At 72.6% G+C, this 20,537-nt stretch carries 15 protein-coding genes; 9 read left to right on the forward strand and 6 right to left on the reverse strand.

What is annotated here, in order from left to right; all coding sequences use genetic code 11:
• Positions 1-171: 171 nt before the first annotated feature.
• Positions 172-852 (reverse strand): EcsC family protein, encoded by a 681-nt coding sequence (locus BLU27_RS05855; RefSeq protein WP_241827807.1) that lies wholly within the window; start codon positions 850-852, stop codon positions 172-174.
• 301 nt (positions 853-1,153) lie between these two features.
• Between BLU27_RS05855 and aat the strand changes: the two genes are divergently transcribed.
• A complete protein-coding gene (gene aat, locus BLU27_RS05860; protein ID WP_092651293.1) occupies positions 1,154-1,873 on the forward strand; it encodes a leucyl/phenylalanyl-tRNA--protein transferase in 720 nt (239 codons plus the stop codon).
• On the opposite strand, the gene BLU27_RS05865 is transcribed toward aat, so the two are convergent.
• On the reverse strand, positions 1,789-2,190 hold the full coding sequence (locus BLU27_RS05865; protein ID WP_092651296.1) for a hypothetical protein: 402 nt from the start codon (positions 2,188-2,190) through the stop codon (positions 1,789-1,791). The genes aat and BLU27_RS05865 overlap by 85 nt on opposite strands.
• Positions 2,191-2,314: 124 nt before the next feature.
• Here BLU27_RS05865 and BLU27_RS05870 point away from each other — a divergent pair, with 124 nt between their 5' ends.
• The 8 genes from BLU27_RS05870 (at position 2,315) to BLU27_RS05905 (ending at position 14,914) form a co-directional block, all read left to right on the forward strand.
• The gene (locus BLU27_RS05870; RefSeq protein WP_092651299.1) at positions 2,315-3,217 is read left to right on the forward strand and encodes an Fpg/Nei family DNA glycosylase; all 903 of its coding nucleotides are present in this window, start codon (positions 2,315-2,317) and stop codon (positions 3,215-3,217) included.
• 436 nt (positions 3,218-3,653) lie between these two features.
• The gene (locus tag BLU27_RS05875) at positions 3,654-5,219 is read left to right on the forward strand and encodes a lipopolysaccharide biosynthesis protein (RefSeq protein WP_092651302.1); all 1,566 of its coding nucleotides are present in this window, start codon (positions 3,654-3,656) and stop codon (positions 5,217-5,219) included.
• Between the two features lie 8 nt (positions 5,220-5,227).
• The gene (locus BLU27_RS05880; protein WP_157728257.1) at positions 5,228-7,408 is read left to right on the forward strand and encodes a DUF5693 family protein; all 2,181 of its coding nucleotides are present in this window, start codon (positions 5,228-5,230) and stop codon (positions 7,406-7,408) included.
• Positions 7,405-8,553: a polysaccharide pyruvyl transferase CsaB gene (csaB, locus tag BLU27_RS05885; RefSeq protein WP_092651308.1), complete on the forward strand. Its 1,149-nt coding sequence runs from the start codon at positions 7,405-7,407 to the stop codon at positions 8,551-8,553. The genes BLU27_RS05880 and csaB overlap by 4 nt, the downstream gene beginning before the upstream one ends.
• A 261-nt stretch (positions 8,554-8,814) precedes the next feature.
• A complete protein-coding gene (locus BLU27_RS05890) occupies positions 8,815-10,734 on the forward strand; it encodes a conjugal transfer protein (protein WP_092651310.1) in 1,920 nt (639 codons plus the stop codon).
• Between the two features lie 162 nt (positions 10,735-10,896).
• Positions 10,897-11,160: a hypothetical protein gene (locus BLU27_RS05895; RefSeq protein ID WP_241827808.1), complete on the forward strand. Its 264-nt coding sequence runs from the start codon at positions 10,897-10,899 to the stop codon at positions 11,158-11,160.
• Between the two features lie 124 nt (positions 11,161-11,284).
• Positions 11,285-11,908, forward strand: coding sequence for a PrgI family protein (locus BLU27_RS05900; protein ID WP_092651317.1), 624 nt, complete (start codon positions 11,285-11,287; stop codon positions 11,906-11,908).
• 12 nt (positions 11,909-11,920) lie between these two features.
• Entirely contained in the window at positions 11,921-14,914 is a 2,994-nt protein-coding gene (locus BLU27_RS05905) for an ATP-binding protein (protein ID WP_092651320.1), read from the forward strand.
• On the opposite strand, the gene BLU27_RS05910 is transcribed toward BLU27_RS05905, so the two are convergent.
• The 4 genes from BLU27_RS05910 to BLU27_RS05925 are packed head-to-tail and all read right to left on the reverse strand — an operon-like array spanning position 14,911 to position 20,432.
• Positions 14,911-16,641, reverse strand: coding sequence for a dipeptide ABC transporter ATP-binding protein (locus tag BLU27_RS05910; RefSeq protein WP_092651323.1), 1,731 nt, complete (start codon positions 16,639-16,641; stop codon positions 14,911-14,913). The two genes, BLU27_RS05905 and BLU27_RS05910, sit on opposite strands and share 4 nt — an antisense overlap.
• A complete protein-coding gene (locus BLU27_RS05915) occupies positions 16,638-17,654 on the reverse strand; it encodes an ABC transporter permease (protein WP_092651325.1) in 1,017 nt (338 codons plus the stop codon). The genes BLU27_RS05910 and BLU27_RS05915 overlap by 4 nt, the downstream gene beginning before the upstream one ends.
• Positions 17,651-18,676 (reverse strand): ABC transporter permease, encoded by a 1,026-nt coding sequence (locus BLU27_RS05920; protein ID WP_092651327.1) that lies wholly within the window; start codon positions 18,674-18,676, stop codon positions 17,651-17,653. The genes BLU27_RS05915 and BLU27_RS05920 overlap by 4 nt, the downstream gene beginning before the upstream one ends.
• Positions 18,677-18,695: 19 nt before the next feature.
• Positions 18,696-20,432: an ABC transporter substrate-binding protein gene (locus BLU27_RS05925; RefSeq protein ID WP_092651330.1), complete on the reverse strand. Its 1,737-nt coding sequence runs from the start codon at positions 20,430-20,432 to the stop codon at positions 18,696-18,698.
• Between the last annotated feature and the right edge of the window lie 105 nt (positions 20,433-20,537).

The following is a 20,537-nucleotide window of genomic DNA, read 5'->3' on the forward strand; positions in this document are numbered from 1 at the left end:
GCATCGATGAGAACAGGCGCCTGCGGAGTCGAGAAGAGGCCGCGCACGCCCGGCTGCTTCGACGGCGCAGTGGGGGTGCGTCGAAGCGTTTCCGCAGCGTATGGCCTTGCGTGATCGGGCGGAAGACGCTTTCCGATTCCGGACTTTGTTCGGAATACCGAACGTTTGACGTTATGCCGAACGTCGAGGAGGAAGCTCACTCTGCGCGTACCGGCCCACGCGGTACGTCGCCACAGCGTCCACGACGGCACCGACTCCGCCGCCGAGGAGCGGGATCCGCCGGCCCACGGTGAGGCTCAGCCGCTTGCCGCCGACCTGGGCGGCGAGGATCGCGCCGAGCTCGGTCGCCACCCGGTGGTCGAGCTCGACGTCGTGCACCGGAGCGGTCGCGATCGCCAGCGGAGTGGACGGCAGCGAGCCCTTCTGCACCAGCTCGGTCACCGTGTCGTCGCCGAGCAGGCAGGCGGTGACCGCCGTCCGGATGCGGGGATCGCCCAGGTCGTACCCGCGCAGGTGGGCGATCGCCGCGACCATCCTGGCCTGCAGTACGGCGAGTCCGGTGATGTTGGCCGGCAGTGCGAGCGGGAGGATCGCGAATCCGCCGAGGCTGGTCACGAACCCCTGTGCGCCGGCCAGCCGGACGTGCTGCTCGACCACCTCGTCGGCGGCCCTGGTGTGGTCGCCCCCGGCGCGGGCCAGGTGGCGTTCGGCCACCGCCAGCGCACCGGGGAACCGGCCGCGGCCGTCGATGGCGGCATCCAGGACGTTGCGGAACAGTGCCGCCGCGGCCCGCGGCGTCACCTGGCGGGCCATCGGCCCCAGGCTGCGCGCGACCATCTTTCCTACGGCCATGGTCCACCTGTCCGTTCGACGAGAGATCTGTAGGAGATTTGTACGGATCCGATCGACGGGAGCGCCGGCCCGGGGACCCCTGGCCGGCACCGTCCTGGACGAGCGATCTGACGAAACGATACGTCGTGATGCCGGATTCCGCGCGGCTGGTCGGATCTCACCCCCTTCTGTCCCCATGCTGCGGGCCGGAGCCGACCCGCGGCCGGGACCACGGGCCGGGACCACGGGCCGGGACCACGGGCCGGGACCACGAGGCGGCGCCGCCCGAGCGGGGAGCCGCCGGCTTGGGCAGGATGGGTGCGTGCCCACCGAGCTGCCGCCCTCCCGCTGGGAGTTCCCCACACCCGACCTCGCCGGTGACGAGGACCTCGTGGGCCAGGGCGCCGACCTGGACCCGGCGACGATTCTCGCGGCGTACCGCAAGGGGATCTTCCCGATGCCGGTCCGGCGGTCCGCGCCGACCGCCTGGTGGTCGCCGGCCCAGCGGGGCATCCTCCCGGTGACCGGCCTGCGGGTGTCGCGGTCGCTGCGGCAGTCGTGCGCGCGGTTCACCGTCCGGGTGGACACAGTGTTTCCCGACGTCATCGAGGCGTGCGCCGACCCCGGCCGACCGGGCGGCTGGATCACCCCGGAGATCATCGCCGCGTACGTCCGGCTGCACGAGCTCGGCTGGGCGCACTCGGTGGAGGCGTGGACTCCGGAGGGTCAGCTCGCCGGCGGGTTGTACGGGCTGGCGATCGGCGGGTTGTTCGCGGGCGAGTCGATGTTCCACCGGGTCCGGGACGCCTCCAAGGTCGCCCTGGTCGGCCTGGTCGACATCCTCGCCAAGGAGCCGGACGCCGAGCGGCGCCTGCTCGATCTGCAGTGGCGTACGCCGCACCTGGCGTCGCTGGGTGCCATCGAGATTCCGCGCGCGGAGTACCTCGCCCGCCTCGATCAGGCGCTGCGGCTGCCCAGCCCGCCGGCGTTCGGCGGGCGGACCGAAGAACCTCGATGGGCGGGGAACGCCCGCGGCAGGTAGGACGGGTCCCGCGGCACCTCCTCGGCGGCGCCGATCCGCACGATCGTCTGGGTGATCGCGTCGTCGGCGTCCTCGGCGCCGGCGTAGCTGTCCAGCGAAGGGGACAGCGCACCGCCGGCGAGGATGTCGGAGAGCAGGTGCGCGTCACGCGGCCGCAGCCGGAACGACCCGACGCAGGTGTCGTCCCGCCACAACGACAGCACGACCAGACCCTCGGCACCTACCCGGGGATGCCAGTTGACCCGCAGAGTGCGGTCGTCTCCGCGTACGTCGAGGAAGACCTCGCCGTGAACAGGCAGCGGCGTGACGTCGGACATGCGTCGATCATGCCGCGATTTTCCCGCGGCGCCTAGGACAGACCCTCGGACCTCCCCCAGGTAGGCCGTGATCGCGGCACAGATCAACTGGTCCTGAGCCGGTGGCCCGGGGCAGGATGTGGGCATGCCCGAGTTGCCCGAGGTGGAGGCGCTGGCCGAGTTCCTGCGCGAGGAGGCCGTCGGCCGCACCGTGACGCGCGTGGACGCGGTGGCGATCAGCGCGCTCAAGACGTTCCAGCCGCCCATCACCGACCTCGCCGGGCGGACGATCGCGGCGGTCGGCAGGTACGGCAAGTTCCTGGACCTCACCATGCGCGCACAGGGCAGCACGGAGGGGAGCGCGGAAAGTGCCGACGACCTGCACCTGATCGTCCACCTGGCCCGGGCCGGCTGGCTGCGGTGGAGCACCTCGCTGGCGGAGAAGCCGCCGCGTCCGGGCAAGGGCCCGCTGGCGGTACGCGTCCACCTCGGCGACGGCGTGGGGTTCGACCTCACCGAGGCCGGCACCCAGAAGCGGCTGGCGACCTACGTCGTCACCGACCCCGCACTCGTGCCCGGTGTCTCCCGGCTCGGTCCGGACCCGCTGGCCGACGAGTTCACCGAGCAGACGCTGGGCGACATCCTCAAGGCCGCCGGGCGGGCCCAGCTCAAGGGCATCCTGACCGACCAGGCGCGCATCGCCGGCATCGGCAACGCCTACTCCGACGAGATCCTGCACGCAGCGCGGCTCTCGCCGTTCAAGCCGGCGAACGGGCTCTCCGCCGCCGAGACCGCCACGCTGTACTCCGCGATTCGATCCGTGCTCACCGACGCCGCGGTCCGTGCGCGGGGGCTGGCCGCCAAGGACCTCAAGGCGGAGAAGAAGACCAACCTCGCGGTGCACGGCCGCACCGGGCAGCCGTGTCCTGTGTGCGGCGACACCGTCCGTGAGGTGTCGTTCGCCGACTCGAGCCTGCAGTACTGCCCCACCTGCCAGACCGGCGGCAAGCCGCTCGCGGACCGCAGGCTGTCCCGCCTGCTGAAGTAGTTCGGGGGTTCGGCCCGCGCGCCGGAGGCCCGTGCGGACCCCAGGGCGACACCAGAGCGACGACAGTCTCAACATGTGTCCGAGCGGTCCGTGAAACCGTACGGACCGCGCCGCTGCAGGACCCATGGGCAGCACCGCACACAAAGGCCGCCTAGGGTGTGCCGCGGGGGTGGGCGCCGGTGAAGCGAGTGTCTCATCCGCGCGGGTCCGGCAAGGCGGAGGAGGCGCGTAGCGGTGTTCTACGCGTGACGACCACACCGCAGCCGGGCGCGATGCGGGAGACACAAGTCGGGCGGCCACCTCGCGGGACACCCTAGGGTGACCGGGCAGACGAGGCCGCCAGGCAGGCTACGTCGTCAGTGCAGTCGACGCAGTCGATGCAGTCGACGTGGTGCCGACGGCCTCCCACCTCACCACACACTTCGGAGGATGAGTGGTGCGCCACGCCGCACCCCGGCGGGGGAACCTGGGTTCGGCCATGGTCGCGCTGACCGCGGCCCGGCTGGCGTCCGTGGTCGCGCAGTTCCTGGCCGGTGTGGTCGCGGCCAGGCTGCTCGACCCGGCCGCGCTGGGCGTCTCCGGTGTCGGTCTCACTCTCGGCTGGGCGATCGCGATCGTCGCCAACGGCGGCCTGAACATCTCCGCCGTCTACTTCCTCGGCCGCCGTCCCGGTGAGCAGCGGGCCGTCGTCCGCGCCGTCCTCGGCCTCACGCTGGGGGCGCTCGCGGTCGGCGCGGTGCTCACCGCCGGAGCAGGCGCCGTGGTCGGCCCGCTCGTGGTGGGCCGGCAGGTCCCGCTGCTGATCGGCGCTGCCGCGGTGATCGCGCTGGCCACGGTGGGATACGAGGTGGTCGGTGCGCTGCTGCTCGGCCTGCACCGCCGCGGGGCCTACGTCCTCGCCGACGTGGCCCGCAGCGTCGCGACGTTCGGGTGCACCGTACTCATCCTCGCCGCTGTCAGCCGTACGGCGGAGGGCTACGTCCTGGCGACCGGGCTCGGCATCGCCGTCCCTGCGCTCGCCGCCCTGGTCGTGTTGCGCCGCGAGACGGGGACGATCCGGCCGAGGTTCGATCGGGAGTTCTCCCGGGACGCGATGCGGCTCGGCCTGACCGGACAGCTCGGCAACGTGCTGACGTTCCTCAACCTGCGGCTGGACCTGATGCTCGTGCCGGCCCTGCTCCGGCTCGACCTCGCCGGCGTCTACTTCGTCGCCACCCGGGTCGCGGAGGTGGTCGGGCAACCGTCGACGGCGGCGTCGTCCATGCTGTTCCCGCACGTCTCCGCCCAGACCGACCCGCGTGACACCGCGACCACCGAACGCACCTCGCGGCTCACCCTGCTGACCACGCTGGCGGCCGCGGCCGTCCTCGCCGCGGTGTCGCCGCTGGTGCTCGGACTGTTCTTCGGCCCGACGTACCGCAGGGGCACCACGGCACTGCTCCTGCTCCTCGCCTCGATGCTGCCGCTCGCGCTGGCCCGGATCCTCGCCGCCGACCTGAAGGGACGCGGCCGGCCGGGCCTGGTGTCGGTGGGTACCGGCGTGGGCGCGGTCCTCACGGTGGCCGCCGACGTGGCGCTGATCCCGCTGCTCGGCATCGAGGGCGCGGCACTCGCGTCGGTGATCGCGTACGCCGGGACGGCCGGGGTCCTGCTGGGCTGCTACCGCAGGGTGACCGCTGCCCGGCTGCTCGCTCTGGTGCCCCGGCCCTCCGACGTCGGCGACGTGGTGCAACTGGTACGCGGGCGGCTGCGCCGGTCCGGTGGTGCGCCCGCCACCACCTCTGCGGCCGGTGCCACCGCGGCGTCGGCCGACGAGTCCGTGTCCGGGTCGGGGTCCGGGTCCGTGTCCGGGTCGGCGCCGGTGCACGGACCGGAGTACACGCCGAGGCACGCGGCCAGGCCCGCGCCGGGGCCGACGTCGGACGCGGTACCGCACGAGATGCCCCCGGCAGACGCGGCCGAGGAGGCACGCCGGTCCGGCGCCACCCGAGATCCGGTATGAGGTTCCCCGTGAAACCAGCGCGGGTCGCGCTCGGCTGCTTACTCGCGGTCGCGCTCGTGCTGCCCGCGCTGGGGACGCGGATCCTCGCCGAGCACCGTTCGAACGCGGTGAACATCGCCGTCGTCGACTCCTCCGTGGGTAACTGGACCGACGGGCGGAGCACTTCCGGGACGGCAGACGTGCTGGACCGGGTACGCGGGAGCGGAGTCGGGTCGCTGGTGGTCGGCATGCGGTCGGTGCGCGACTACGTCGAATCCGGTGACCTCACGCCGGTCGACGTACGCCGGGCCGGGCGGGGCGAGATCCCGGCCGCGCTGGACCGGCCCGGGCAGGCCGTCGTCATCCGGGGCCGTCCGTACGATCCGGACGGGACGTTCGCGCGGGCGGTCGAGGCGCTGACCACCCGTTTCGGGGCCCGTCTGAGCACCGCGACCACGCCGGACATGGTGCCCTATCTCCGGGTCGCCGGAGCGCGCGACCTGGACGACTTCCCGGTCGGGTACGACCAGGGCCGGCTGAGGATGCTGTGGCAGGCCGGGTTCCACGTGGTGCTGGCGCTGCCCGCCCGGGTGACGTCCGGCCGGACCTGGCTGGAGGCCGAACTCGACGAGGCGGCGTCGATGGCGGGGAGCCGGACGGTTCTCGCGCTCGGTCCGCTGCCCTTCGCAGGCGGAAGCGCGGCCGACCTGGACGAGTTCACCGACTTCCTGCGTTCCCGCGACTTCGACCTCGCGCTCCCCGACATGTACTCCCCGGCGGGCGACGTGGCGTACGCGAGCCGGCTGTCCGGCCGGCTGATCCGTACCCACGTCATCTCCGTCACCACCGACTACGACCGGCACGCCGTGGTGGTGCGCGCCCACCGCGCCGAGAAGGAACGCGGCGTCCGGTTCGTCGTCCTGCGTGCCTCGGGCACCGATCCGCGGTCGCGGCTGCCGCTGAGTACCGTCCTGGACCTCGCACCGCCGCTGACCCGCGACCTTCCCGTTGGGCTGCACCTCGGCACGCCCGAGGCCCTGGCCGCCGTGGAGCCCGCTCAGTGGGCGCGGGCGCTGGTGCTCGCCGGTGGCCTGGTGCTGGTCGCGATGACCGGGTTCTGGTGGCTCGGCGCGATGGTGCGGCGCCGGGTGGCTGCGGCACTCAACGCCACACTGGTCGCGCTGACCGGCGCGGCCGGACTCGCGGCCCTGCTCACCGACCGGCTGCTGCCCTGGCAACTGGTGACGTTCGTGGTGGGGTCGGCCGGCGCGGTCCTGTCCGTCCTGGCGGCGATGAGGTCCGCGGCCGGCCCGGTCCGGCTGGTGGAGTTGGTGGGGTTGGCGGAGTCGCCGGAGCCGCCGGATGGAGTTCGGCGTGGGGGCTGGGGCCGGGCGTTCTCGGCGTACGCCCTCGGGATGTGGGTCGCGATGACCACCGGACTCGTGGTCGCCGCCTTCGGTGCCCGGAGCCTGTCCATGGTCGGGCTGGCACCGTTCGTCGGGGTGAAGGCGTTGCTGGTGGGCCCGCCCGTGCTGGTCGCGGTGTACGCCTTGCTGTACGCCCGTAGGCGCCGAGCCTCCGTGCGCGGTGCCGGCCCCCGCGCACGTGCCGCGTCGCGGGGAAGGCGCCTGACGCGGGTGGTGCGGGCGGTGCGGCCGAGGCACGTGTTCGTCACCGCGGTGGTGCTCGCCCTGGTCGGCTATCTGCTGCTGCGCTCGGGCAACTCCGGAGCCGCGCCCGGCTTCGAACTCTCGCTCCGCGACACCCTCGACGAGACGCTGTACATCCGGCCGCGGTTCAAGGAGGCGTTCCTCGGACTCCCCGCGCTGCTGGTGGCGCTGCTGCTGACGGCGCGCGGCGGGAGGTTCGGCACCGGCTGGGTGGCGGCAGTGGTCGCCGCGGTCGGTACGGCCAGCACGGTGGACACGTTCGGGCACTTCCACACGCCGGTGGCGGCGGCCCTGCTGCGCACTGTGTACGCGAGCGCCTGCGGCCTCGTGCTCGGTGCCCTGGTGGCGGGGATGCTCGCCTGGCTGACCGCGCGGCCGAGGTCGGGCCGGAAGCCGGGCGGGAAACGGTCGAAGTCGCGGGCGAGGCGGGCCGGCCAGTCGAGGCGATCGAGGCAGTCGGGACAGTCGAGACAGCGGGGACAGTCGGGGCAGGCAGGCGCACCCGGTGCGCGCATGAGGCAGGAGGACGTACACGGATGAGAATCGCGCTGCTCGGCTACTTCGGGTTCGGCAACGCGGGGGACGAGGCGATCCTCGCGGCCGAGATCGCGGCGCTGCGGTCGGCGTTCGCGGCGGAGGCCCCGGCTGGTCTCCCGGTCCGGGGGTCGCCGGGCGAAGCCGAGCCCACCTTCGTGGTGATCTCCGGCGACCCGGACCACACCCGGCGCACGCACGGGGTGGACGCGGTGTCGCGCACCGACGTCCGGGCCGTGCTGGCCGCCCTGCGCGGAAGCGACGCGCTGGTCGCCGGTGGCGGCAGCCTGCTCCAGGACGTCACCAGCGCCCGGCCGGTCGCGTTCTACGCCGGCACGATGCTGGCCGCGCGGGCGGTGGGTACGCCGGTCTTCGTGTACGCGCAGGGACTCGGTCCGGTGCGGCGGCCGGTCAACCGCGCCCTGACGGGGGCCGCGCTACGGGCGTCGCGGTACGTCGCGCTGCGGGACGCCGACTCGGCGGCGCTGGCCGATCGGCTCGGCGTCCGGGACGTCGACCTCGTACCCGACCCGGTTCTCGGTGTCGACCTGTCGGCCGGTCGCGTGCCGCCGCTCGGTGGCGAACGGCCCCGGCTGGCGGTGGCACTCCGGGCGTGGGCGGGCTCCGAGCGGTGGCTGCCCGCGGTGCGTTCGGCGCTGGTCGAGCTCTCGGCCGACGCCGACGTCGTACTCGTACCGTTCCACGCCGGCCAGGACGGTGACCTCGCCCGTGACCTGGCCCGTGACCTCGCCCACGACCTCGACGACGGCGTGGAAGTGGTTGCAGGCCGCCCGGCCGGTGCCGACGGGCACCGGGCCGCGCTGGAAGCGGTGGCCGGCGCCACCGCCGTACTCGGCATGCGGCTGCACGCACTCATCGCCGCCGCCGGAGCCGGCCGGCCGTTCGTCGCGTTGTCGTACGACCCGAAGGTGACGGCGTTCGCCGACCGGGTGGGACAACCCGTGGCCGCCACGCTGCCGGGCCCTTCGGCCGGCGACGCGGGCGGGGAGGAGTTGCGCGAGAACGTGGTGGCGGCCGTACGGAAGGCGCTCCAAGGGCCGGACCAGGCCTACCTCGACCGGCTCGCGGTCCTGCGTGCCGACGCCGCCCGCCCGGCGACCGTGATCGCCCGCTCCCTCATCGGCCACTGACGTCGCGATGTTCCGGTCCCGTCTGGCCCGTTTTGTCCGGAACTCCGGTAACCAACTCCGCACCCAAAGTGGTCGGGTGTGCAGGATTGGTACCGGCTCAGTGGGTGGGCGCGGCTGCTTTCCCGCATCGAGGGAAACCTCTCGAACACCCGACAATGGATGACCCGCGTTCGGACATCGCATTGCCCCACCGGGAGGCATTAGGGGGGTACGGACGCCTATCGTGACTACTACGGGCAAGTAGCCGAGAACAGTAGGGTCATGACAGAACCGAACGAACCGACCACACCGCTGGCGCGGATGCGGTTCTCCTGGCAGCGGGGCGCCGACGTCTCCGACGCGCCAGAGGCGGCGGACGACGACACCTCGGTCGACGACACCTCGGTCGACGACACCTCGGTCGACGACGCGTCTTCCGACGACGACGTCGCCCACGGGGCTGCCGCCGAGCCGGACGCCCTCGAGCGGGCTGCCGGCGGCGATCCCGACGACCTCCGTGCTTCCGGTACGCCGGAGTCGGCACCGGCCTCCGCGCCGCGGCCCGAGCATGCTCCGGCGGCCGGGCCAGGGCAGCCGGGCCAGCCGGCTCAGGACCGCCGGTCGGGTGAGGAATCCCGGTCGGGCCAGGAGCCCCGGCCGGCTCGGGAGGTTCGACCGACCTCGGAGCTGCCGGCGACTGCCGACTCGCCCCCGGCCGCCTCGTCCGCGGCGCCGGCGGCCCCATCGCCCACACCGGCCGCGCCGGCCAACGGCCACGCCGCCACCGGCGAGTCCGGCCCGGCCGTGTCCAGCCGCCGAGCGAGCGAGGAGGCCCGCAACCGACTGGACGAGTCGCGGTCGGGTCCACGGCCGGAGTCGCGACCCGAGCCCGATGTCGACGACCCGGCCTGGGCAGCCACCGACCTCGGCGAGCTCGACGACGCGGCTGCCGAGCCCGAGAGCAGGCGCCAACGGAAGCGCCGCGAACGCCAGGAGCGCAAGAGCCGGGCCACCCGGGCCGAGCAGGTCGGTGACGAACCGGTGGCGGTCGGCGAGGCGGTTCCCGCCGCCTCGCGTACCCCCACTGCACGGCCGAACGTCGCTCGTACCTCCGGCCGTCCCGGCGCCCGGCCGGTCGCACCACCCCCCGCGGCGACCGCCACGAAGCGGAGCCGGCGAGACCGCGGCGACTTCGACGTTCCGGCGCCCGGGCGCCGCTTCTCCGGCGGCCGGGCCGCCCACACCGGGCTGCGGGTCGCTCTCGTGCTCACCGCCTGCCTCCTGGCGCTCGGCGTCGTCGCCTATTCCGCGTTCGCGCTCGGGGTCTCCACCGGACGGGACAACTCTCCCCGGCTGAGCGGGGCCGACCTCGCGCGCTACCGGCTCACGGCGTTCCCGACCGCCGAGGCGGGCCAGTTCGCCGCCGACTACGCGCGGCTCTGCTTCACCCACGACCCCACGCCGGGCGCCAACGACGCTCGCGAGCAGCGACTCGCGCGGTACGTCTCGGGCGGCACCGACCCCCGCTGCGGTTGGAACGGCGAGGGTTCCCAGTCCGTCGTCGACGCGGCCTGGACCGGTGAGTCCGAGCCCATCGACGTACCCGGCCTGCAGGGCAACGCCAGGATGATGACCGTACGAGTGCTGACCGACTCCGGCAGCAGCCGGATCGTCACCGTCCCCGTCTACGTCGCCGACCTCGCCCACGCCAACGGCATGCGCATCGTCGGCGACATCGGCGAGATGCCCCAGCCCAACCTCGCGGCCCCGCCGGCGGTCAAGCCGCCGTCGGCGACGGACTCCCGGTTGAGCGAGGCACTCACCCAGGGACAGTTCTTCGAGCAGTTCTTCACCGCGTGGGGCGCCTCGGACCGGCCGGCACTGCAGCGGTTGGTGACCCCGGACGCCACCGCCCGGACCACGGCCGGCCTCAACCGCATCCTGGCCGGGCCGACCATCCAGGAAGCCAGGGTGTTCCTGCCGAAGGGCGCCGACCCTTCCACGCCGTACGACTGGAAGACGGGGCAGACCACGCAGGCCTGGGTGTGGGTGGTCTGGCAGACACCGGGTGAGGGGTCGAAGGCGACCGAGACCCGCGGCTACCGGCTCCAGTTGGTGAAGACCACCCAGGCGAGCAGCCCGACCCAGGAATGGGCGGTGCGCGACATCCAGGGAGGGATCCCCGACGTCAAGGGGGGATAGACGTGTTCGTGCGCGCTCGGGTGGCGAGTTCACTACAGTGCACGCGCCGCGTGCGGTCATCCGGGCAGCGAAGTACGACCCGGGACCACCGTGCGTCAACAACGACGGGCGTCGCAGACGTACGTCACCAAGGAACGAGGGAGGTGAGCCGAGGTGACCGGAATGTGGATTCTCGCGTCGGGGGGTTCCCAGCTCGACGCGCTCTTCGGCCGAATCGAACGGCTGCTGGCCGGGGTGGCGGTAGGCGCCCTGACGGTGGCCATCATCATCATCGGATTCAAGATCATGTTCGCGATCCGGCGGGGTGACAACTTCCGCGAGGCGATCCAGAACATGGGCGTGGTGGCGTTCGCCGCGCTGCTGATCGGTGGTGCGTCCGGGATCGCCTCACTGCTGAGCGCGATCGGCCGGCAGATCGGCGGCTAGGGCGGCGCGCCGGCAGGTGGTCGGTGTTCCCGTGGGCCGGACCGGGCACCGGGTGCCCGTGCCCGTCCACCGCGTCGAGGAGTCCCCACGAGTGACCCCGCGAGCGACCCGGAGGAGGTGAGCGATGGCAGACCCGCCCGGACAGTACGTCGCGTACGACCACACCGACCTCGAACGTCGGCGCAAGAAGTTGTGGAACCTCGCCGAGGGGGTGCCGCTGACCATCCTCGGCGGCATCGACCTGCGTGCCCTGGTGACGGGCGGCATCGCGTTCCTCGGCCTGCTCGGCGGGGTGATGCTGGCCGCGCCGGTGGTGCCCGGCCTGGCGCTGAACGTCTGGACGATCCTCGGCTGCCTCGCCATCGCGGTCACTCTGTACGTACTCTGGCCGAGACGGTGGCGCAACGGCCTGACGACCGAGCAGAACATCCTGGTCGCGGTCGACTACCTCTTCCTGCAGCCGCGCCGCATCCACGGACTCGCCGAGGACGTCGAGCCGGAGATCGTGCACTGGCGGGTCATCCTGTGGCGGCCGGTGCACCCACGCTGGTACCACGCGCTGGCGCGGGCCCGGGCGGAGCGGGCGGAGCGGTTGCTGCGACCGTGCCCCGCCGACCCGTACGACCCGTACTACCCGCACGACCTGCACGATCCGTACGACGAGGAACCGGACCCGTCCGCGTCGCCGACCACTTCAGCCACTTCCGACCGAGCAGCCGGCCCGGCAACCGACCCAGTCCGCGAGTAGGGGTCACCGACGATGAATCCGCTCTACTACCTCCTTCCGCTCCTCGCGCTCGCCGTCGTCGGCCTCGGCGCGGTGGCCATCTTCGTGTTCAACGTCGGCGGCGGTGACGAGGACGCGGCCGGGAAGAAGCCGAGGGAGCCGCGCGCGGAGCGGGAACGCCTGCCCTACCGCTACGGCGACGACGTCATCTTCGTCTGGGGCCGCTCGGTCTGGACCGGATTCTTCGTCGACACCACCACCGACGAACACATCTCCAGCGACGAACTCGTACCCGAGGCGCTGAAGCTGCCCAACCTGATGCACCAGCTCGGCCGGGAGTTCCACCGCCCGCAGTTCCAGGTAATGCTGGTGCCGCGCCGTCCGGACCTGACCGGCTGGGCGCTGGACCTGGTCGAACGCTCGTGGCGGCCCACCGACAACTACCGCAAGCTGATCCGCCGCGAGGCGGCCCGGGCGACGTCGAACGACCGGCTGGGTTCGCTGTACGACGTGGTGTTCCTGATGCGGATCGGTCAGCTCGGTGACGGCCGTGGCTCGGCGTCGGCGGCGGTGGCCGCGATCGCCGACCAGGCCACCGGCGTGCACGACGAGTACTTCGACCCGAACGTCGTCGCCGAGTGGCACGAGCGCGCCGACGAGGTGTACGCGGTCGCGGTCGACGCCGGGGTGGCCACCCAGCCGCTGATGCGCCGTGACCTGGTGCGCATCGTCCGCACCTGCCTGTTCGGGCACCTGCCGATCCCGGAGGACGGCGTGATCGACCGCCGCCCGTGGGGCGCGCACGAGTTCGAGCTGGCCGCCGACTTCCGGGCGCCCAACCACAAGAGCCGGCTCGAGGTGAGCGTCATCGACGACGACACCGGCGAGGACCGCAAGACGTACCTCACCACCCTGGTCGCCACCGGCTGGCCGGACGCCATCCGGTTCGCGAAGAACCGCGCGTGGGGGCGGACCCTCAAGCGGCTGGACTTCCCGGTGGTGGTGTCCTGGCGCGGCGTGCTGCTGCCGCCGGAGGAGTTCCGCGAACGCGGCAAGAAGATCCGGGACAACCTCGAGGACGAGGCGCGCGACATGGACCGGGCCAGCGCCCGGATCGACTCCCTGCTGGTGGAGCAGGTCGAACGCGCCAACCACCTCGTCGACGAGCAGGACAGCCGGCCGTTCCCCGGCATGGAGTCCCAGCTGCTGCTCACCATCGCCGCGTCCACGCCGGAGGAGCTGGAGAACCGCCGCAAGCGGATCGAGCGGCTGTTCGCGAAGACGCTGGACGCGACGGTGCTGCGGCCGAAGCGGCTGCAGTACCGCCTGCTCTACAACATGCTGCCCGGCGACGGCGACCGTTCGCCGGTGGGCCGGATCGCGCCGTTCCGCCGGCTGCAGGAGCTGGACCAGCTCGGTGTCGCCCTGCTCACCACCGCCACCCACGTCGGCGACCGCGCGGTCGTCGGCCGCGACGGGATCGCCAAGGGCTGGGAGGGGATGCTGGTCGGGCGTACCCGCGACGGCCACAACCCCGTGCACTACTCCGCCCACTCCGCGATCGCCCGCGAGAACGGCGCCGGTGTGGTGCTGGTCGGTGCCTCCGGCGGCGGCAAGACGACGCTGGCGCTGAAGATCTTCCACTACGAGTCCGAGGCCGGCGTGCGGTGCGTGTTCATCGACCCGAAGATCGACGCCGCGCGGATGGCGTACTTCCTGGCGTTCGGCTCGCAGGTGCTCGACCCGGAGTTCATGCGGCACGCCGGTGAGGGATGCCTGGGCCGGCCGGGGTGCCCCTTCCAGCCGATCAACGAGGAGTACTGGCGGGAAACCGAGATCATCGACCCGCTGCGCGGGCGGGCCGGCAACCTCGACCCGCTGCTCACCGCGTCGACGGTCACCGAAGGCCGGATGCACGCCCAGGCGATGCTGGAGATCTTCCTCGGCGAGGTCGCGTGGAGCCGGATCAGCGGGTACGTCGTGGAGGCGTTCTCCCGGACTGTCAACGAGTACGACCGGGAGGTGGCCGCCTACCGCGCCGCGCACCCGGGCGCCGCCAGGTCCGAGGTCGAGCGCGCGGTGCCCCGGCCCACCACGTGGAACGTCCTGCAGCTGGTCGTCGACGAGTTCGACCGGGTGAAGGACGCGGGCGTGGCCGACACGGAGGTACGCGACCTGCGGTTCGCGGCCGCGGTGCTGGAGGACCTGCGCAAGAACCCCTACGCCCGCGTCGCGTTCGCCCGCGAGGCCAGCGCCGTGGTCGACGACAGCGGCAAGCGGCGCACGATCATCACCCTGCGCGGACTGCCCCGGGCGCACGGCAACAGCTCCTCGGCCAACATCGCCCGCGGCATCATCTACCTCGTCACCCGGCTCGGGTTCCAGATGCTGGAGGAGACGACCGAACGCCACCCGGTCAAGGGCTGGCGGCCGCAGCTGCTGTTCGTGGACGAGGCGTACAGCGTGGCGAGCACCGGCGAGGGCCGCGACCTGATCAGCTTCGTGCTGAAGCAGGGCCGCGCGTTCAACATCGGAATCGTGCTCATCACCCAGCAGGCGGGCGACCTGGCCCGGATCGAGTCCGAGGACCTGGACGCCAAGGCGGCCGGCACGAACCAGATCCACACGGTGTTCGCGTTCCGGCACCACTCCGACGCCGACGCGGCGCAGACGCTGCCGCTGCTGAACCGAGCGCCCGCGGAGAGGTCGATGATCGAGACGCTGAAGTCGCTGCGGGACGGCGAGTGCGTGATGCGCGACGTGGACGCGGAACTGGCGAGTGTCGAGGTCGACCGAGCGTTCTTCGAGTTCGCCGCGGCGATCCAGTCCAACCCGCACCTGGAGTCGCGCTTCAAGGCGATCGACCCCTCGCCCGACGTGGACGAGTGGCGCTGGGTGGACGAGGCGTCGGTGCTCGTCGACGAGGCCCCGTCCGCCGCGTCGACCCGGCACGTGGTCGGCCCGCGCGACGACGAAGCGACCGAGGAGGAGGACTTCCTCACCGACCTCAGCCGGGTCGACTCCTAGGGTCGGATCAGCTGACGGCGTTCGGCGCGCCGGACCCGGGCGAGCTCGGGATCGAGGACGGGTACGGCGGCCAGCAGGGCCCGCGTGTACTCGTGCCGCGGGTCCTCGTACAACACCTCGGCGTCGGCGAGTTCGACCACCTCGCCCCGGCGCATCACCGCCACCCGGTCGCTGACCTGGCGGACGACGGCGAGGTCGTGGCTGACGAACACCACCGCGAAGCCGTACTCCGCCCGCAGTTCGTCGATCAGCTCCAGCACCTGCGCCTGCGTGGTGACGTCCAGGGCCGACACCGGCTCGTCGCAGACCAGCACCGAGGGACGACCGGCGAGCGCCCGGGCGATCCCGATCCGCTGCCGCTGGCCGCCGGAGAACTCGTGCGGGTAGTCGTTCGCCCGATGTGGGTCCAGACCGACCCGGGAGAGCAGGTCCGCGACCGTCGCCGTGACCTCGGCCCGCCCGGCGCCCCGGACGCGCAGCGGCTCGGCGATGCTGTCGCCGACCGTACGCCTGGGATTGAGCGAGGACGCCGGGTCCTGGAACACCATCGCCAGCTCGCGGCGGCGTTCGCGCAGCCGCCTGCCGGACAGTTTCGCCAGGTCGGTGCCGCCCAGCAGTACGTCGCCGGCGGAGGGCCGCAGCAGCCCGACCATCATCCGGGCCAGTGTCGTCTTCCCGCTTCCGCTCTCCCCGACCACGCCGAGCACCTCGCCGCGGCGCAGGTCCAGGTCGACGCCGGCGACGGCATGCACGACCTCCCGCCGCCCGGCCCGGCCGCGCCTGCCGGGGAAGTCGCGGTGCACGCCGCGCAGGGTCATCACCACGTCGTCGCCGGTCCGGTCGCCGTCGGCCGGCGCTTCCGCGCCGCCGGCCGGCTCCTCGGTCCGCGTAACTTCCGTCCGTGCGCGCTCGGGTGCCACGTCCACCCGGGGAACGGCCGCCAGCAGCCGACGGGTGTACGCCGCGGAGGGCGCGCGCAGCACCCGCGCGGTCGGCCCGCGTTCGACCTCCCGGCCGGCGCTCATCACCAGCACGTCGTCGACGCTGCCGGCGACCACGCCGAGGTCGTGCGTCACGAGGATCAGCGCCATCCCCGTGTCGGCCCGCAGTTCGGCCAGCAGGTCGAGGATCTGCGCCTGGACGGTGACGTCGAGGGCCGTGGTGGGTTCGTCGGCGACCAGCACGCGCGGCTCGCAGGCCAGCGCCATGGCGATCAGGGCCCGTTGCCGCATGCCGCCGGAGAGTTCGTGCGGGTACGCGTCCACCCGGCGGTGAGGGTCGGGGATGTGCACCCGGTCGAGCACCTCGACGGCGCGTTCGCGGGCGGCCCGGCGGCCGGCGCCGGTGTGCAGCCGGTAGACCTCGCCGATCTGGTCGCCGACGCGGTAGTACGGATCGAACGCCGACAGCGGGTCCTGGAAGATCATCGCGACCTCCGCGCCTCGCATCCGGCGTACCCTCTCCTCCGGCGCGGTGAGCACCGGAACCCCGGCGACCTCGACCTCGCCGGACACCTGCGCGTCGGTACCCCGGTGCAGGCCGAGCAGCGTCAGCGCGGTGACGGTCTTCCCCGAGCCGGACTCGCCGACCAGGCCGAGTCCACCGCCGGGCGGCAGGTCGAACGACAGCCCGTCGACGGCGGGCGGAGCACCGGCCGCGACCGCGCGGGGAAAGCCGATCCGCAGGTCGCGTACGGACACCACGGGCTGTAGGAGGTCGTCGGTCATGCGCCCCTCCGCCCCAGCCGGTCCTCGCCGAGGCTGACCCGAGGGTCGGCCACCGCGTACAACAGGTCGGCGACCGCGTTGGCGAGCACGATGAAGAAGCCGGACAGCAGCGTGAGCCCCACCACCACCGGCAGGTCGACCACCCGCACCGAGTCGACCAGCAGCTGGCCGAGCCCGGGCAGCCCGAACACGCTCTCGGTGATCGCCGCACCCCCGAGCAGGGCGCCGAGGTCGAGCGCCACCAGCGTCACCAGCGGGGTGAGCGCGCTGCGCAGGGCGTGCCGGCCGACGATCGAGCGTTCGGTCAGGCCGTACGCCCGGCCGGTGCGGATGTGGTCCTCGGCCAGCGTCTCCAGGATCGCGGTGCGGGTGATCCGGGTGTAGACCGCGGCCTGGACGATCGCGAGCGTCACCCAGGGCAGCACCAGGTTGGTCGCCCAGGCCACCGGGTCCTCGTGCAGCGGGACGTACGACGGGAACGGCAGCCAGCGCAGGTACGCGCACACCAGCATCAGCAACAGGATGCCGACCAGGAACGTCGGCGCGGACATTCCGGCGAGGGTGGTCACCGTCACCAGCCGGTCGGCGGTGCGGCCCCGGCGCAGCGCGGACACCACGCCCGCGGCGACGCCGACGACCAGCCAGATCACCAGCGCGCCGAGGGTGAGCGACATCGTCACCGGGAGCCGGTCGAACAGCAGCGCCAGCACGGGTTCGTCGGTCTGGAACGAGTAGCCGAGGCAGGGCGCCGGACAGTGGTCCACGGTGGGCCCGGCGCTGAAGTCGCGCCCCAGCAGCAGGCCCTGCAGGAAGTGCCAGTACTGCACCCAGATCGGCTGGTCGATGCCCATCTGGGCCTCGACGACCTTCAGGTGGTCCGGCGTACATCCCTTGCCGCAGGCCAGCAGGGCCGGGTTGCCGGGCGTGAGGTAGAAGATCGTGTAGACGACGGCGGACAGGACGAGCAGCACCACCAGGGCGCCCGCCAGCCGGCGCAGCAGGTAGCCGGTCACGAGGCCCGCCCCCGTCCCTGCCTCTGCCCCTGCACGCGGGCCTTCGCCCGCGGGTCGAGTGCGGTCCGCAGGCCGTCGCCCGCGAGGGTGAACGCCAGCACGGTGACGAACAACAGCACGGCCGGGATCAGCACGTACGTCGGGTCGCCGCGAAACCAGGTCGTCGCGGTGGACAGCATCTGCCCCCACGAGGACGTCGGCGGGCGTACGCCGATGCCGAGGAACGACAGCGCCGCCTCGGCCACGACGTTGCCGGGCAGCAGCAGTGCGGCGTACGTCAGCACCGGCGCGGCCAGGCCGGGCAGGATCTCCCGGCGGGCCACCCGCACCGGGTGCACGCCGGCCAGCCGGGCGGCCGCGACGTAGTCGGTCTCCCGCAGCGTCAGCGTCTGGCCGCGCACGATCCGGGCCACCCCGGCCCAGCCGAGGACGCCGAGGACGACCACCAGGAGCACCGGCCGCGGGAACGACGACGGCACGATCGCCAGCAGCGCGATGGAGAACACCAGCCCGGGGAACGCCAGGATCAGGTCGATGAACCGGCCGAGCACGCTGTCCACCAGGCGTCCGCCCACGCCCGCGGCCAGCCCGACCGTGACGCCGATCAGCACCTGCAGCACGGTCGCGCCGATCGCCACGCCGAGGGAGACCCGGGCGCCGAACACGACCCGGGCGAACAGGTCGCGACCGGTGGTGGGTTCCACGCCGAGCCAGTGGTCGGCGCTGATCCCGCCGAACGAGCCGAGCGGTACGCCACCACGACCGGAGTCGATCAGCGCGTCGTGGAACGTCGTCGGGTCCTGACCTTCCAGGGCGGCCAGCAGAGGTGCGAGCACCGCGACCAGGACGAGCAGCCCGACGATGCCCGCCGCCACGACCGCGGCGCGGTTGGCCGCGAACCTGCGCCAGACCGCCCGGCCGCCGCGCCCGCCCCGACCCGCGCCGGGGCCCGCGGGCGCCACCGCCCCCGCGTCCGGTTCGGGACCGGACGCGGGCGGCGGCGTGGAGACGGTGGCGCTCATCTGCGGCTCACCAGGGTGCTCACTTCACCGACAGCATCGCGACGTCGTACTTGCCGGTCCAGTCGCTGACGAAGGCGTTCTGGACGTTCTTGCCGTACATCACCAGGTCCTTGGTGGTGTAGAGCGGGACTGTCAACGCCTGCTTGCCCAGCTGGGCGTCGAGCTGGCCGTAGCGCTTCGCCGCCTGCGCCGGGTCGGTGATCTTCGCGATCTCGTCGAACTCCGCGTTCACCTTCGGGTCGTCGTACTGCGCGAGGTTGTAGTTGCCCTGCGGCGGGATCTGCCGGCCGTCGAAGATCGGCTGCAGGAACGGGAACCCGGACGGCCAGTCCGCGCCCCAGCCGAACAGCATCATCCCCGGCTCCTTCTTCGGGTCACCGGTCTGCTCGTAGAACGCGTCGGTCTCAAGGCCCTGCGGCTTGACGGTGATACCGGCCTTCTTCAGCGCGTCCTGGACCGCGGTGGCCGCTCCGGGGCCGGTCCCGTCCTTGGAGTCGGAGACGTAGGTGAGCGGCACGGTGATTCCGTTCGGGTGTCCCGCCTCGGCGAGCAGCTGCTTGGCCTTGGCCGGGTTGCCGTTCGTGCCGGCCGGGAAGTAGTCGTACTTCTGGTAGCCCATCGACTTCTGCGCCGGCAGGAACGTCGTGGCGGGGTCGGCGAGCGCGGTGCCGCCGACGGCGTTGATCACCGACGTACGGCTCACCGCGTAGGAGATCGCCTGCCGGATCTTCGGGTCGTCGAACGGCTTCTGCTTGAGGTTGAACGCGATGTAGTACAGGAACGGGAAGTGGCCCTTGGCGACCCGCTTGTCCAGCTCGGGGTCGTTGCCGAGCCGGGCGAGCTCCGAGGGGCCGAGGTCGGTGTCGGTGGTGACGGCGTTCGCGTCCTTGCCGGCACCGGTGAAGATCCGCTGGTTGATCACCGCGGCGTCCAGGCCGGAGGTGATCTCCACCCGGTCCGGGCAGGCGAGGCGGTTCTTGTCGACCGAGCGCGACCAGTGCGGGTTGCGGGTGAGCACCAGCTTCTTGTTCTTCTGGTACGACTCCACCTGGTAGGGCCCGCTGGACACCGGCTTGTTCTCGTACTTCACGCCGGTGTCCTTGGCCTTCGGCACCGGTGCGAACTGCGTTGCCGTGGCGAGGAACGGGAAGTCGCCCTCCGGCTTGCGCAGGTGGAACACGATCGTCTTGTCGTCCGGGGTCTCGATCGACTTGATACCGGCCGGGTCCTTGTAGACGCCCTGGTAGTCGGCGGCGCCGGACAGCCAGTCGCGCAGGTACGGCGCGCCGCCGGGAAGCTCCGGCGCGAACGACCGCTCGATGCCGTACTTCACGTCCTTGGAGGTGATCTTCGACCCGTCGCTGAACTTCAGGTCGCCCCGCAGCGTGTAGGTCCAGGTCTTCGCGTCGTCGCTGGCCACGCCGGTGTTGGTGGCGAGGTCGGGGACGACCTTCGCGCCCTCGGCTCCGCCCGCGCGGTTGCGGGTGGTGAGCGTACGGAACAGCAGCGAGGGGATGTTGCCGCCGCCGGAGGTGTACAGGCGGGCGGGGTCGAGGTGGGTGATGTCCTTCTGGTTCAGGACGTACAGCGTGCCGCCCTGGCACTTGGCCGGGTCGAACTTGCCGCCGCCGCTCGCGTTGCCGCCGCCGGCGCTGTCGTCACCGCCGCTCGAACCGCAGGCAGCGGCGACGGAGAGGGTGACCAGGGCGACGCCGACAGCCGCGGCCCGGGTGAGGAGAGGTGGAACGTGACGCATGGAGAGCCCTTCGGAAGGCACCGGTGGCCGGTCGGCTCAGCAGTCGGAGCGGGTCGGCCTGGTGAGGACACGAGCACCCGGGACGGCGTAAGGCGGTGTACGACG

Source organism: Actinopolymorpha singaporensis (assembly GCF_900104745.1).
GTDB lineage: Bacteria > Actinomycetota > Actinomycetes > Propionibacteriales > Actinopolymorphaceae > Actinopolymorpha > Actinopolymorpha singaporensis.